At 31.1% G+C, this 15084-nt stretch carries 15 protein-coding genes; 13 read left to right on the top strand and 2 right to left on the bottom strand.

Annotated features, from left to right (window positions below; all coding sequences use genetic code 11):
- Window positions 1-62 precede the first annotated feature (62 nt).
- The gene (locus tag SHI72_RS05540) at window positions 63-2078 is read left to right on the top strand and encodes a DUF349 domain-containing protein (RefSeq protein ID WP_323489303.1); all 2016 of its coding nucleotides are present in this window, start codon (window positions 63-65) and stop codon (window positions 2076-2078) included.
- Window positions 2079-2469: 391 nt separating this feature from the next.
- Here the strand turns inward: SHI72_RS05540 and SHI72_RS05535 are convergent, their stop codons facing one another.
- Window positions 2470-4815 carry a hypothetical protein gene (locus tag SHI72_RS05535; RefSeq protein WP_323489302.1) on the bottom strand — a complete coding sequence of 782 codons (2346 nt, stop codon included), beginning with the start codon at window positions 4813-4815 and terminating at the stop codon, window positions 2470-2472.
- Window positions 4772-5914, bottom strand: a complete 1143-nt coding sequence (locus tag SHI72_RS05530; protein WP_323489301.1) for a hypothetical protein — start codon at window positions 5912-5914, stop codon at window positions 4772-4774. Before SHI72_RS05530 ends, SHI72_RS05535 begins: the two co-directional genes overlap by 44 nt.
- Window positions 5915-6027: 113 nt before the next feature.
- On the opposite strand from SHI72_RS05530, the gene prmA reads away from it, so the two are divergent.
- The 12 genes from prmA (at window position 6028) to SHI72_RS05470 (ending at window position 15081) form a co-directional block, all read left to right on the top strand.
- Window positions 6028-6864: a 50S ribosomal protein L11 methyltransferase gene (gene prmA, locus SHI72_RS05525; RefSeq protein WP_323489300.1), complete on the top strand. Its 837-nt coding sequence runs from the start codon at window positions 6028-6030 to the stop codon at window positions 6862-6864.
- 34 nt (window positions 6865-6898) lie between these two features.
- Window positions 6899-7174, top strand: coding sequence for an ATP-dependent Clp protease adaptor ClpS (locus SHI72_RS05520; protein ID WP_035625878.1), 276 nt, complete (start codon window positions 6899-6901; stop codon window positions 7172-7174).
- A 69-nt stretch (window positions 7175-7243) separates the two neighbouring features.
- Window positions 7244-8515, top strand: coding sequence for a sterol desaturase family protein (locus SHI72_RS05515; protein ID WP_323489299.1), 1272 nt, complete (start codon window positions 7244-7246; stop codon window positions 8513-8515).
- Window positions 8516-8524: 9 nt separating this feature from the next.
- The gene (locus tag SHI72_RS05510; protein WP_323489298.1) at window positions 8525-9202 is read left to right on the top strand and encodes a lysoplasmalogenase; all 678 of its coding nucleotides are present in this window, start codon (window positions 8525-8527) and stop codon (window positions 9200-9202) included.
- A gap of 202 nt (window positions 9203-9404) precedes the next feature.
- Window positions 9405-9854: a 2-dehydro-3-deoxyphosphooctonate aldolase gene (locus SHI72_RS05505; RefSeq protein ID WP_323489297.1), complete on the top strand. Its 450-nt coding sequence runs from the start codon at window positions 9405-9407 to the stop codon at window positions 9852-9854.
- Between the two features lie 94 nt (window positions 9855-9948).
- On the top strand, window positions 9949-10284 hold the full coding sequence (locus SHI72_RS05500) for a hypothetical protein (protein WP_323489296.1): 336 nt from the start codon (window positions 9949-9951) through the stop codon (window positions 10282-10284).
- Between the two features lie 825 nt (window positions 10285-11109).
- On the top strand, window positions 11110-11928 hold the full coding sequence (kdsA, locus tag SHI72_RS05495; protein ID WP_035625892.1) for a 3-deoxy-8-phosphooctulonate synthase: 819 nt from the start codon (window positions 11110-11112) through the stop codon (window positions 11926-11928).
- A gap of 18 nt (window positions 11929-11946) precedes the next feature.
- Entirely contained in the window at window positions 11947-12852 is a 906-nt protein-coding gene (locus SHI72_RS05490; RefSeq protein WP_323489295.1) for a hypothetical protein, read from the top strand.
- Between the two features lie 83 nt (window positions 12853-12935).
- A complete protein-coding gene (locus SHI72_RS05485; RefSeq protein ID WP_323489294.1) occupies window positions 12936-13541 on the top strand; it encodes a hypothetical protein in 606 nt (201 codons plus the stop codon).
- Window positions 13542-13573: 32 nt separating this feature from the next.
- The gene (locus tag SHI72_RS05480) at window positions 13574-14263 is read left to right on the top strand and encodes a YiiX family permuted papain-like enzyme (RefSeq protein WP_323489293.1); all 690 of its coding nucleotides are present in this window, start codon (window positions 13574-13576) and stop codon (window positions 14261-14263) included.
- A gap of 3 nt (window positions 14264-14266) precedes the next feature.
- Window positions 14267-14563, top strand: a complete 297-nt coding sequence (locus SHI72_RS05475; protein WP_035625903.1) for a winged helix-turn-helix domain-containing protein — start codon at window positions 14267-14269, stop codon at window positions 14561-14563.
- A 65-nt stretch (window positions 14564-14628) separates the two neighbouring features.
- Window positions 14629-15081, top strand: a complete 453-nt coding sequence (locus tag SHI72_RS05470; RefSeq protein WP_323489292.1) for a hypothetical protein — start codon at window positions 14629-14631, stop codon at window positions 15079-15081.
- Window positions 15082-15084: the final 3 nt, after the last annotated feature.

Here is a 15084-nt window from a genome sequence, read left to right as displayed (position 1 = left end):
TTCCGAACACCTTTACTATCTTTCGCTCTAGATTTAAAGTAAAAACCTTATACATTGACAAGATGTTAGAAGAAAAGAATGATAACCTGCAAGATGCAGATGGAAAATTAGAAAATGGATCTGCAAATTCTGCTGAAAACAATGAAACAACTTCTGTTGAAATTATTGAAAATGAAGCAGAGAACATTGTATCTGAATCTGAAAATACAATAACTCTTTCTGAGGAAGAATTATCGAATACAGAAGCGGTTGCTGAAACTCAAAATCAGACAGCCCTAGATGCAATAACCAATTCTAATGCTGAAGAAAGTGAAGACGAAACTCTAAAAGAGCGTCACGACCTTCCGATGCAAGATTATAATACTTTTTCGCTTGACGAACTTGTTGCTGAACTAAAAAAATTAGTTTCTTCAGACAAAGTTATGTCTGTAAAAGAGCATATTGAAGAAATAAAGAAATCGTTTTTACTACAGTATAATCATCTTATCGAAGAAAAAAGAGAAGAATTTAATGCTGAGAATCAAGATCCAAACGAAGAATTTCAATATCATTCTCCTTTAAAAACGAAATTCGATGAATATTACAACATATTCAGAGATCACAGAAATGCACATTTTAAAAATCTACAAACCAATCTAAAATCAAATTTAGAGAACAGACTGGCTATTGTTGAGGAATTAAAAGAGCTTATTAATCCGCAAGAAAACATAAAAGATACTCTTAAACATTTTAATGAATTAAGAGAAAGATGGAAAAATGCTGGTTCTATTCCAAAAGATAAATACAATCACGTTTGGAATAACTACCATTTTCATGTAGAGAATTTTTATGATTATTTGCATTTAGATCGTGAAGCTAGAGATTTAGACTTTAAACACAATCTTGAACAAAAACAAAAAATTGTAGCTCGCGTAGAAGAATTAGTTAATGAAGCTGATGTAAGTAAAGCGTTTAGAGAATTACAAGATTTGCATAGAATCTGGAAAGAAGATATTGGCCCAGTTTCTAAAGAGCACCGTGATGAGATATGGAATAAGTTTAGTGAATTAACTAAAAAAATCCATGACAAACGCGAAGTTTTATTTGAAAACATTAGAGGTTCAGAACTTGAAAATCTAGAGGTTAAGAAAAATATTATTGCACAAATCGAAGTACTTGCTACCGAAAAGGTAAATACACACGCACTTTGGTTGTTACAAATAGAAAAAGTAGAAGCTTTACGCTCTGCATTTTTCGCAGCAGGAAAAGTTCCTTCAGATGTAAACGAAGCTACTTGGACAGCATTTAAAACTGCCGTTAGAAACTTTAATACTTTTAAAAATTCATTTTATAAAGACATTAAGAAAGATCAAAACGACAATTTAAACAAAAAAATGGCTCTTGTAGCCAAAGCCAAAGAATTACAAGAAAGTACCGATTACGAATCGACTACTCCTGTCATGAAAAAGATTCAGGAAGAGTGGAAACAAATTGGTCATGTTCCTAGAAAATACTCTGATAAAATCTGGAAAGAATTTAAGGATGCTTGTAATAGTTATTTTGACAAATTAAAAGAGCACAAGAACGAAGAAAACGGTGATGAAGTAGCTGCATTTGATAATAAAAAAGCTTACTTAGAAACTATTCGTGAATTCCAACTTACTGGTGATCACAAAACAGATCTTGATGCTATAAAATTACACATCGAGACATGGAAAAACTTCGGAAAAGTACCATTTCCTAGACGTCATATCGAAGGTAAATTCAATAAGATACTTGATGCACTTTTTGAAAAATTAAGCTTAAGCAAAAAAGAAACAGAAATGATTCGATTTGCTAATAGAATTGATAATTTATCAGAAAGTAATGATACTAGAAAATTAGACAATGAGAAAATTTTCTTGATGCGTAAAATTGAAGAAGTACAAAATGAAATTTTCCAATTAGAGAATAACATTCAGTTCTTTACCAATACTAAAAACGCTAAGAAAGAAAACTCAATAGTTCTGGAAGTTCGTAAAAACATTGCGCTTCATAAAGAAAGTCTTGATGTTTGGAAAGAAAAATTACACCAATTAAGAAATTTAGATAACCACTAAATCTATTAAAAGTTTATAAATAAAAAGAGCGATAAAATTAATTATCGCTCTTTTTTTGTTTTATATTTTAATCTCGCTAAACAGTTTTGCTGATTTAACCGCAAAGCTCGCAAAGTTTTTATAAGTCAGATTTTGTAAAATCGCAAAGTTCGCAAAGCTTTGTGTTTTTTATATGCTTTGTGAACTTTGCGTAAATCTTAGCGTGCTTTGCGGTTAAATTCTCTTAATTATATCTAACTCTTTGCGAAAGGAACGCGGATTATACGGATTCGCTAAAGCGAAAACACAGATTAAACGGATTTTATTTTAGATTATCTATAAATCAGTTTTTAATCTGCTACTTTATAGACAATTTAAGTTAACATCCCTTTCCGAAACAAGAACATAAACCTTATTTTATAAATGCCTCCAAAAGCGGGCAATTATATTGCTTGAATGTTTTTGTTGTATTGTACACCGAATAAAAATCGGCAATTTCTTTTCCTGATTTAAAAACTGTAAGATTATCAGGTGAAACATCAGAATTTCGATAATAATCATAATAATTACATTCGAAAATCATTAAACTTGCCAATGCTTTCTCTTCTTTGTCTTTAGATAATTTCAAAGCCTTTTCATAATACATTTTAGCCAGCGTGCATCGATAATAATTAGAATTTTGATACATCATTTCAGCATCATAATTATCTCCTCCATACATATAATCCGAATCTGTACCTCCTGTACCAGAAGACCAATCATAAGCAAGCATCATCCAGGAATTACCCCAATAAGAAACATTAAAATAAGCATGTGCCAATAGCAAATTACTTGCGGCAGTATTCTCTTTTTTTAGCTCAATTAATCTAGCAACAAATTCAGCTTTATTAAAACGATAATTAAACTTTCTTTCCTTTGCTTTCTGCAACACCTTCGGAATAAATGGATCTTCGTTAAGATTATTTCTATACTCGTAGTTTTTCTGCCAGAAATTAGCTGGCATGCTAGCAAAAACCTGATAAGCCACTGCTAAATTATTTTTTCTGAAAGCAATTGTTCCTTTTACATCTCTATAAAAATTTACGTCTGGCGCCATTGTTCCTGCACAAATGTATTTCTCAAACGGTGTTTTATCTTCTTTTTGATACAACGCAATCAAGTTATCCATATCCTCAAGAGTTGCGTATCTCTCAAAATAACCCGTGTATTCATAAAAAGATGGTGCATAATAATACCAAGAATCTGATGCTGCTTTTTTAAGATTAGATTTTAAAAACAACAAACCCGCAGTCGCTTTATCTCCTTGCTTAGAGAATTCATCACTTGCAATCCTATACAAACTATACAAGTTTTTAAGCAAGCTAATATCCTCTTGAACTAAATCCTCAATTACATTAAAATAACTAAAGAGATTATTTTGGGTATTTTTATCTTGCAAATTATCTTGTTTTAAAGCCACTAGAGCCAACTGAATATTTTTTTGTAATTGGATAGAAATATTAGCATTAACAGAAATCATATTGACATATTTTTTCCCCAAGTCTATTTCGTCATCTATAAAGCACAATTGAGCAATTGCCGATGCAATAAAATCCTTCTGCTCTCCAGAAACCTTGCTATGAGCATCAATTAAAAACTGCTTTAACTCTCTTAGATAAAAAATATCTTTATTAAAATTATCTGCTTTGGCTTTTTCATAATTATCATACCAGCTCATTTTATCAAAACTTACTGCTGGAACTTTATTAATCGAATATTTGGGAGTAAAAATCCAATCTTCGAGTTTATTTACCTCTCTCTGAACCAAAAAACTAAAATAAATACTGTTCGGGTCGAATTTATAAACTTGTTTTATAGTACTTAAATCTGGCGCAGGATTTCGCATGCTTTCAATAATCAAAATCATGTTTCGTTCTTCCTCATTTTTCGCCAAACTTAACGTAGCAGCTGTGTGCTTAAAATTGTAATGCTGCATTACTGCAAACGATTTATCATCGCAAGAAGCAAAAACTTTACTCAGTAAATAATTTTGAAGAGGAAAATCATCGATACATAAAGCTTTATAATACAATGCCCAAGGAGCTAAAATCGTATTATTATTGCCTGCAAAATAAGTATCATATAAACGGATTACTTCGGCTTTATCTGAGCTATAAAAACGATCTCTAAGAATGAGAAACGCATAACGTTGTTTTAAAAAAGCATCTTTGGCAGACAAAATCTTTTGATTATAATCGCCTATTGCAACAGTGTTTACATTTTCGGGATAACTGTTTATCCCGCTCCAAGATTCCCATTTTGAACTTGGAACATTATTATATTCTAATTTTTTAGCTAATACTAAATAATCTAAGAAAGGTTTATTTTTTAAACGCAACAAAGTTGCAATAAAAGTATTCTTTGCAAAAACTTCCTTTAAAGTATTACTTTGGTAAGCTGCTTGAAATTTATCAGAATCTGTTTCGTACAAAATTCTATAAATATCTGATGTATAAACCTTTGTTCCAATTTTCTGCTGCCACTCTAAACAATTTAATTCCTGATCTTTATTAGAAACTTCGCTAACTTCATGATAACTATTGGCAGAATAACAAAAATAATGCAGTTTTAAGAACCCATCTCTTTCTGATTTAAACAAAGCTAGACGACTCGTTTCTGCCGATTCATACCATCCGCAAGCAAACGAAGCCTGAAAAGCAAATAATAAAACTAAGCTACTGAAAACGCGCGTAATACCCGGATATGTTTTTGATGCCATAATCGTGGATGTATTTTTTATCAAAAGAAAAGAAAGTAACCTTTGTTTGATTATCAAATGGTATTCTGTTTTTTATAATCGAAATCATCTTATTTATCTCCTCATCTGAGATTTTTTCAATTCTTATCTCATCCCCATTTCGCAAATACGTCTGCCCTATCAAAACATCATCCTGAAGTAGATATTTATTGGCTGCAACTTTTTTAAACCGTGTAGAATCTTTAATAAGCTCTTCATAATCGGAAACTATTCCTTTAAATTCATTTCCTCTAAAAACTACCGACCAACTATATAAAGGTAAAGCAATATCTAAATCCAGATCATAATCACTATGTGTTATGTATTTTTCTAATTCATCGCTTGTCCCTATTGAGTTTTTGGTTTTATAATCGTTAGGACTTGACAAATTATAACACATTAACAACCCGCGATCTACAGGAGGAACTCCAGCTTTTTCACAATATTTATATTGCCATAATCTTATGGTAGCTGATAATTGAGAATCCTTAAATTCTTTTTTAACCTGCTGTAATAAATAAAAATAATTGTTTTTAGATTTTTCTGTCCAGTCACAATCAATTAAAACCTCTTTAAAATTGGTTTTTAACTTAGCTAATTCAATTGATTTTATGGAGTCTAAATTTAAAGCTTTCCTAATCTTTCCGTTTTGCTTCCCGTAATCAGAATATACAATAGTACTGGCTCTTTTATATGCTTTTTCATCATTATAATTGAGTCCGATCTCTTTTATTCTTTTCTGAATTCTTTTGGCTAAACTATCTAATTGTACTTTACTCGCCTTCAAAACAACATCATTGGTAATAAAAACACTTGGCGTAATTTCTGGCGTACTTTCATTCAGATCTATTCGGTTTATTGTTGCAACAGGAAGAGGTTCATTGGTATATGGATTCCAATCCACATCAAAAAACCGAACATACATATGTTTTACATTTAAATTCTTACAAATAGAATCTTCTTCCTTATCAAAATAAGCACTTGTTTTCCAATAACAAAAAGAGCGAACTACTTCTTTCCTATCATCACATCCAGAGCTATTTATTACCACAAACAACAGTATAATAATTAAGCTTTTCATTTTCTAATACTACTTACAATTTTGAAGCTAATGTAATGCATAAAAGAATAAGGTTCTTTATTTTTTTTAAACAATTTTAAGTTTCGATTGCTACCTTTGCAAAAAAAATAAACATGTCAAACATTTATATCGGGTATCACTTTACAATTGAGCCTAAAGAACTAGGATCAGAAATACTAATTGCCGAATTAGGCGAGAAAGCATTTGAGAGTTTTACTGAAACTGAAACTGGAATTTCTGCATTTGTTCAAAAAGATTTATGGGACGAAGCTATTCTGGAAGATATTCATATTTTACAATCGGATGAATTTAAAATCGATTATACATTTGAAGAAATCGAGCAAGTAAACTGGAACGAAGAATGGGAAAAAAACTTCGAACCTATTGATGTTGATGGAAATTGCCACGTGCGCGCTCCTTTTCATCCAAAAACTGATGCCGAGTTTGATATTGTAATTGAGCCAAAAATGAGTTTTGGAACTGGTCATCACGAAACGACTCATATGATGATTCAGCATTTATTAGAAATGGATGTTAACGGAATGAAAACGCTTGATATGGGTTGTGGAACTGCTATTCTTGCAATTCTTGCCGAAATGAAAGGTGCACAACCAATCGATGCTATTGATATCGATAACTGGTGTTATTTAAACTCTATAGAAAACGCTGAACGCAATAATTGCAAGCATATCACCGTTTACGAAGGTGATGCTGCTTTATTAGCAGGTAAAAATTACGACTTGATTATTGCTAATATCAACCGTAATATATTACTAAATGATATGCAAAGTTATGTTGATTGTCTGAACCCAAAAGGAACTTTATTATTAAGTGGTTTTTATGAAGAAGACATTCCTTACATCGATGCTTCATGTACTGAAAAAGGATTGAAATATGTTAAAAAATTTCAAAGAAATAATTGGGTTTCTTTAAAATATGTAAATTTGTAATTAATGAATTACAACAGTACAAAAAACTAAAAAAATGAGTACTAAAGAAAAAGTAAGAGAAAAAGTTCGGGAAAAAGAAGCAATATCGTTTAACAACGAAATTATTGTATATAATGATGATGTAAATACTTTTGATCACGTAATCGAAACTTTAATTCGCGTATGCAATCATACACCTGAACAAGCAGAACAATGCTCCCTTATTGTACATTATAACGGAAAATGTACTGTAAAAACGGGCTCGATGGATAAATTAAAACCTCAATGCACACAACTTTTAGAAGCTGGACTAAGCGCAGAGATTATTTAATTTAATTATCAATAATTTAAGAAATAGTGTAATTTATTCTATATTTGAATAAAATACACTATTTTTTTTATGGAAGAATACGGGAAAATACTAATTATTGCAATGCCGATTTTTTTATTATTAATAATAATCGAGAAATCTTATGGTTTATACATAAAACAAGACCACGTTCCTTTAATCGATAGTGTCTCTAGCATAAGTTCGGGAATTACAAATTCGGTCAAGGATGTTCTTGGACTTACTATTACCTTTATTTCGTATGAATGGTTGGTTTCTAAAATTGCCATTTATCATATCGAAACCACCTTAATCACTTATATTGTTGGATTTTTTGTAATAGATTTTTATGGCTATTGGAGCCATCGTTTATCACATCAAATTAACTTTCTCTGGAACAAACATGCTATTCATCATAGTAGCGAAGAGTTTAATCTGGCTTGTGCATTAAGACAACCTATTGCTAGTTTTGTAAATCTATTTACATTCCTGCTTATTCCTGCTGCATTAGTTGGTATTCCTGCTAGTGTTATCGCCATAACATTACCGCTTCATTTGTTTTTGCAGTTTTGGTATCATACCAAGTATATCAAAAAAATGGGGGTTCTGGAGCATATTTTGGTAACACCTTCTCACCATAGGGTTCACCACGCTATTAACCCTGAATATTTGGATAAAAACCACTCGCAAATATTCATATTCTGGGACAAACTTTTTGGTACCTTCCAAGAAGAACTAGATACTGTTCCGCCTGTTTTTGGTATTACAAGACCAGCAAATACCTGGAATCCTATCCGAATTAACTTTCAGCATCTTGCATTAATGATTAGTGATGCGTGGCGAGCAGAAAACTGGAAAGATAAATTTACAATCTGGTTTAAACCAACGGGTTGGCGTCCGGAAAATTTTGAAGAAAAATATCCTGTCAATAAAATCACCGATGTATATAATTATACTAAATACGGAATCGATAATTCTAACAAACTCGTTTATTGGTCGATTACTCAAGTGATGATAACATTACTATTTGTAAGCTACTTGTTTAGTAATATTGCCAAGATTGGTTTCCCAAATATCTTTTATTATGGCTTTTTTATTTTCATAACGATTTATAGTTATACGGAACTGATGGATAAAAACCGTTTTGCTATTTTGTGGGAAAGCCTACGTTTAGTAACTGTTCTGGCAATTATTATTTACTTTGGAGATTGGTTCGGGCTTAATTCTGTTTTCCCGTATGGTAATATCCTTGTTATCGGATATCACATTATCTCTTTATTAATCACGATTTATTTTGTAAAAGTAGATTTCAAAAATATAAAACCAGTTCTGGTAAACTCTTAAAAACAAATTATGAAAAGCCCTTTACTCCTAAAATTCTATACTGGTTTTAGTTTTTTTTATCTTTTAATTCTTCTTTACAATCTTGAAAATGTTGCTTGGTACTTAAAAGGATTGCTTATTCCTATTTTATGGCTTGCTGTTTATTTTTCTGAAGACTTTCCTTCAAAAAAAATACTTCTTGGCGCTTTATTATTCTCATGGATTGGTGATGTAATTTTATTATTTGCGGATAAGGCCGAAATCTATTTTATATTAGGCTTGGTAGCTTTTTTAATATCTCATGTCATTTATATTATACTATTTAATAAACAAAACAAACCAGATGTTCCCAAAAACAAAGGTGTTTTCTTTATTGGCTTAGCCCTTATTTTAGTTTATTTAGCAACAATGCTTACCGTTTTATTACCAAAACTTGGCGATTTGCAACTTCCTGTTATAGTTTACGCATTAACTATTTCTACAATGCTTTTGTATGCTTTTAGCGGATATTTAATTTGGAAGAAACCTGCAAATACCTACATCCTTGTTGGTGCTATTATTTTTGTCTTATCGGATAGTATCCTTGCAATGGATAAATTTTATGAGCCTATTTATAAAAGTTCATTTTTTATCATGCTTACTTATCTTATGGCACAATATCTGATTGTAATTGGTATTTTAAAACTGAATTCAGTAAAAACGAAATAAAGTACTGAGAATACGGATTAAAGGGATTTTTATTATTTTTTTTTGCACGCAGATTTAGCAGATTTGGCAGATTTTTTCTAATCATTTTTAATCTGTGGCTTATTTTTTGCAAACAAATCATGAAGCGTTTTTTTAATCCTTTAAATCTGTGGCTTATTTTATTAAAACCTTTTACATTTGTATCATTAAACTGCTAAAAATCATGAAAAAAATAGCTCTTTTTATCATCTTACTTATTACCGCTACATCTTGTGTTAGTACAAAATCTACTTTAAAAAATGTAGATGATAATGCGCCAAACTTAACTTTAAGCAAAGACAATACCTTTATAATCACTGAATATAGCAAAGACAAAAAGTATGGTTATGACAAGGACTATCCTGTAAATATATTTTACAGAACATCTAAAGATGAAGTCATTAACCAACAACGCTTTTTAAACGCTCTGGCGGGACCAAATGGCGAAAAGATAACTTATACTAAACTTGAAAGTTGCTGCCCTTTCCCGAGCAAAAGAAGCGATATGGGAGCAGGTTTTCTTGATGTTTATGAAATAAAATGGGAAGGACAGAAAAAACCAATCAATTTATATCTTAATATCTACGAAAAGGGAGTTTTAATGGTTCCGCTTGGGTTGACTTTAAAAAAATAGAAAAAAGCCCTAAAGAGGAAAGAAACAAGACTTGGAGAAGCAAAACTTAAAGATGATAGACTTGAAAGAGAACGATTCTTTTTAAAACTATAAAATGCTAAATATTGCACCTTTAATTTTAATCATTTTACCTGTACTATTTCAATTAATAGTTGGGTCTAAAAACATATTCGATAAAAAACCAACTAAACTCAACTTTAGAAAAATAAGCTCAATTAGCTTTATCTCTCAAATAATTTTTTCTACTGCAGCTGTTTTTATTGCCAATTATAATCTTTCGAAATATTTTGACCAGCATCCAAACACTACAAGATGCGGAATGCCTTTTTTAGGAGTTATATTTGGCGTTGTTTTACTTTTTATTGTCCTGTGTTTTATTATATTTCTTCAGTTTTTAATTAAAAAATGGAGAGAAAGAAGAGTAAAATAAAACTCTATAAAAAAGACCTTGAAGGCAAAAAAGTAAATTAAACTAATAATAATGTACGGAATATCGTGTTTCATTTTAATTATCTCTCCACTACTCTTTCAAATTATATTTGGCGTAAAAGCTATCGGAGAAATAATTAAACCAAAATTATGGGCAATATCTTTAATTAGTATTTTTTTACAAATAGTACTCACCGGACTATCACTTTCTATTGCTTCATACGATCTTGACCAAAATCACAATCAAAACGAATATAACTGCGAAATCCAAGCTACAACAATTGTTGTACTCTCATTATTTTTTTTCATTTTACTTATAATAACAATTATTATACAGTATCTCATCAAAAAAATTTACGAGAAGAAACTTAGACAACTTAAATAGTTTTCAATCATAAAACACAATTAAGTAATATATTAAAAACAAAAACTGCCTTTGTCATTTTCTCTGTTTAATCTATAAATTGTATTTCCGTATTATATCTTTTATTCAAATTCTAATTTTTTATCATCGCAGCTTTTATACTAACAAATTCACTAAAGAAAAACATAAAGAACTCGATACGCTATATATGATAAATGTCATTGATTAGTTTATTTCAATGCCTTAATATTGCCCTAATAAAGTGGAAAATCATTTTTTAAGAAAGCTGGTTTTCATGAATTTACAGAGCGACCAACGGAAGCTCCTGCAAATCCATGAAAAAGCATTTTTAAATAAAAAATAGTACATCAATAGTGTGGAGAGTCTTCTTAAAAAAAACTTAATTCTTAATCTGTAAATCGCAAATCCTAACTACCTTTGCACTTTCAAAAATTACAAACTATGAACATACAACATATTCCACAAATTAAGCATACAGATAGCGGTAACTTCTTTTTACTAGCAGGGCCTTGCGCCATAGAAGGTGAAGAAATGGCAATGCGTATTGCTGAAAAATTAATCGGTATTACCGACAAACTTGAGATTCCTTATGTATTTAAAGGATCATTTAAAAAAGCTAACCGTTCTAGAATCGATAGTTTCTCTGGAATTGGTGACGAAAAAGCATTAAAAATACTAAGAAAAGTTTCTGAAACTTTTCATGTTCCTACTGTTACTGACATTCATACTAATGAAGATGCTGATATGGCTGCTCAATATGTAGATGTTTTGCAAATTCCTGCTTTCTTAGTACGTCAAACTGACCTTGTTGTGGCGGCGGCTAATACTGGAAAAGTAGTAAACTTAAAAAAAGGGCAATTTATGAGTCCTGAAAGCATGAAACATGCTGTACAAAAGGTATTGGATTGTAACAACCAAAACGTAATGGTTACGGATCGTGGTACTATGTTTGGTTACCAAGATATGATTGTAGATTATAGAGGAATCCCAACTATGCAACAATATGCTACTACGGTTCTTGATGTAACACACTCATTACAACAACCTAACCAAACTGTAGGTGTAACTGGTGGAAGACCTGATATGATCGAAACTGTTGCAAAAGCTGGTATTGCTGTTGGTGTTGATGGAATTTTTATTGAAACTCATTTTGACCCAGCTAATGCCAAAAGTGATGGTGCAAATATGTTGCATTTAGACTATTTTGAAGATTTAATGACCAAATTAGTAGCCATCAGAAAAACTATTAATCAATTTTAATTTTTTATACTTAATACTTTGAAAACTAATTTTATATTATTTTTCTTGTTGTGTTTTTCAATAAACACGTTTGCACAAGAAGAAATACCGTTACAAGAAAAATACACTGCACATAATAAAGGAAAGTTCTTTGTTTCTTGGGGTGGTAACAGAGAAAGTTACAGCAAATCAGACGTTACCTTTAGAGGGAAAGATTACAACTTTACTGTAGAGAACATGTCTGCTCATGACAAACCAAAAGGATGGCATATGGATTATGTTAATCCTGCAAGAATGACCATTCCTCAAACTAATTTACGTTTAGGTTATTTTTTTAGCGACCATTACAGTGTAACGATTGGTGTAGACCACATGAAATATGTAATGAGTCAAAATCAAACAGCTAATGTTAATGGATATATTGATTTACCTGCAGATGAAGCTGGATCTTTTTACAACGGTATTTACAATAATACACCTGTAGATATGTCTTTATATGGTGCTCAGGAAGGTGGGATTGATAAAGGTACTGTTCAAAACCCTCCTGCTTTTTTAATGTTCGAACATACAGATGGTTTGAACTATGTTAATACAGAGGTTTCAAGACATGATGATGTTTCAAAATGGTTTGGCTTACCTAATACAGATAAATTTCAAATTAATTTGACTGAAGGTTTAGGTGCCGGAATTTTATATCCTAAAACAAATACAACTCTTTTAGGAAAAGAACGTCATGATGATTTTCATATTTCTGGATATGGTTTATCTGCAAAAGCGGGAATTAACTTAACTTTCTTTAAACACTTTTATATTCAAGGGGAGTTAAAAGGTGGTTATATTAATATGCAAGACATTAAAACTACTCAAAGTAATGATGATAGTGCTTCTCAAGACTTTTTCTTTTTCCAGAGAATTATTGCTTTCGGAGGTATCTTCAGATTATAACTTATAAATTCTTAAAAAATAGTCATCATTTTATTTGGTGACTATTTTTTTTATCATTTACTTTGTAATTCAAAGTACTTTATATGGAAGATAAATATTTACAGGATATTACTGAAATTAAAAACATGATGAATAAATCTTCACAGTTTATTTCATTAAGTGGTTTATCAGGAATTATGGCAGGAATATATGCTCTTATTGGCGCTCACATCGCCAATGGTCTTATTGAGAGCCATGCGAGTTATTATGTAACTCTAGAAAGTAAAACCTTTAAGTTAATTCTATTAACAGCTTTTTTGGTATTATTATTCTCTATCGTAACTGCAGCAATATTAACTGCCAGCAAAGCCAAAAAGCAAGGAGAAAAAATATGGAATTCTACTTCAAAAAGAGTATTAGTTAATTTTTTGATTCCACTTGTTACTGGTGGTATTTTCGGCTTACTTTTGCTCCGAAATGGTTATTATGGTTTAATCGCTCCTGTCACTCTCCTATTTTACGGATTAGCTTGCGTAAATGCCAGTAAATATACTTTGAGAGATGTACGTTATTTAGGAATTACTATAATTATCCTTGGATTAATAGCTACTGAATTCTCTGGTTATGCATTGGAATTCTGGGCACTGGGTTTTGGAGTTTGCCATATTCTATACGGAAGCATTATGCACTTTAAATACGATAGAAAATAATCTTTATTTGTCATAACTCTAAAAAGTTAAACATGAAAAAATTTAAATACATTTTCGCTGGGGTTACCTTGATAATCAGCTTTTGTTTTGCTTTATACATTACAAAACAGTTTTTTCCGAATAATCCGTTTTCGAAAACAACAGCAGAAAATCCAAAGCTAAAGGAAAATCTGTTGGACAAAATCCATGCGGGTGATTTAATTTTTCAAACTTCTGAATCTAGTCAGTGTGAAGCCGTAAGAATTGCTACAAAATCTAAATTCTCACATTGTGGAATCGTTTATATCTTAGACGGTAAACGTTTTGTTTTTGAAGCTGTTCAGCCTGTAAGATTAACTCCTCTGGACGAATGGATTCAGCATGGTAAAGATCAAAATTATCTTGTAAAAAGACTTAAAGATACAACTACCTTAACTCCTACTACTATTGAAAAAATGGAGATTTATAGTCGTAATTTCCTTAATAGTGATTATGACCCACATTTTGGCTGGTCGGATGCTAAGATGTATTGCTCAGAGTTAATCTGGAAGATTTATAAAAATGGAGCTGGCATTGAGTTATGCCCGTTACAGAAATTAAAAGACTTTAATCTGGAAGACCCTAGAGTTAAAGCAATATTAAAAGAACGATATGGTAATAATATTCCGCTTGAGGAAGATGTTGTTGCTCCCTCTAACATTGTAGATTCGAAATTATTAAAAACCGTAATTGATACCTATTAAAAATTGAAAAGCATCATTCAAAATATAAATAAGGCCTTTGACCATCGAATTCGACTTGGAATCATGTCTGTATTGATGGTCAATGATTCGGCTGATTTTAGTACTCTGAAAGAGCTTTTAGGCGTTACGGATGGTAATCTTGCGAGTCATGCTAAAGCATTAGAACTAGAAAACTATATCGAGATACAAAAACAATTTATTGGCAAAAAACCTAACACCAGTTATAGGGCCACTAAAGATGGTAAACTTGCATTTGTTGCACACATTGACGCTCTTGAAAAATTGATACAGAAGAAGTGAGCCTTTTTTTTACCCATAAACTTTGAAATACAAAGTACTTTTAAAAAAACTAACCGAAAAAAAATATGAAGGATTTATTAATAGAAAAAATGTACGAGTGGTCCCGAAAACCGTACCAGAAATACATGAAGAAAAATGCTCCTTGGGAAATAAACAAGGATGAATTACTTGCTTTTCCGGAAGGAAGTTTAGGATATGGTTTGGGAGATTTCCTTCATAGAAACAATTTTGACATTCAAGCCAAATTAGAAGATCATGACATCATTCATGTTCTAACAAATACTGGGATTTCGGTAGTAGATGAAATCGGGATGCAATACTATCTTTTGGGTAATCGCAAAAAGAGCTTGTATTTGTTTATGGTGATTTTATCAGGAACTATATTCTATCCTACTCAACTAGGTTATTTCTTAGAGCAATATAAAAGAGGAAAAAAAGCGATGCCTTTTTATCATTTGGATTTCTCCAAAATGTTATTCACCCCTATTCAATCCATTCAAAAAACTTTTAAAATTTAAAAC

The sequence above is a fragment of the Flavobacterium sp. PL02 genome (assembly GCF_035013205.1).
In the GTDB taxonomy this organism is placed as follows: Bacteria; Bacteroidota; Bacteroidia; order Flavobacteriales; family Flavobacteriaceae; genus Flavobacterium.
This window is presented reverse-complemented; position numbering and strand designations above follow the sequence as displayed.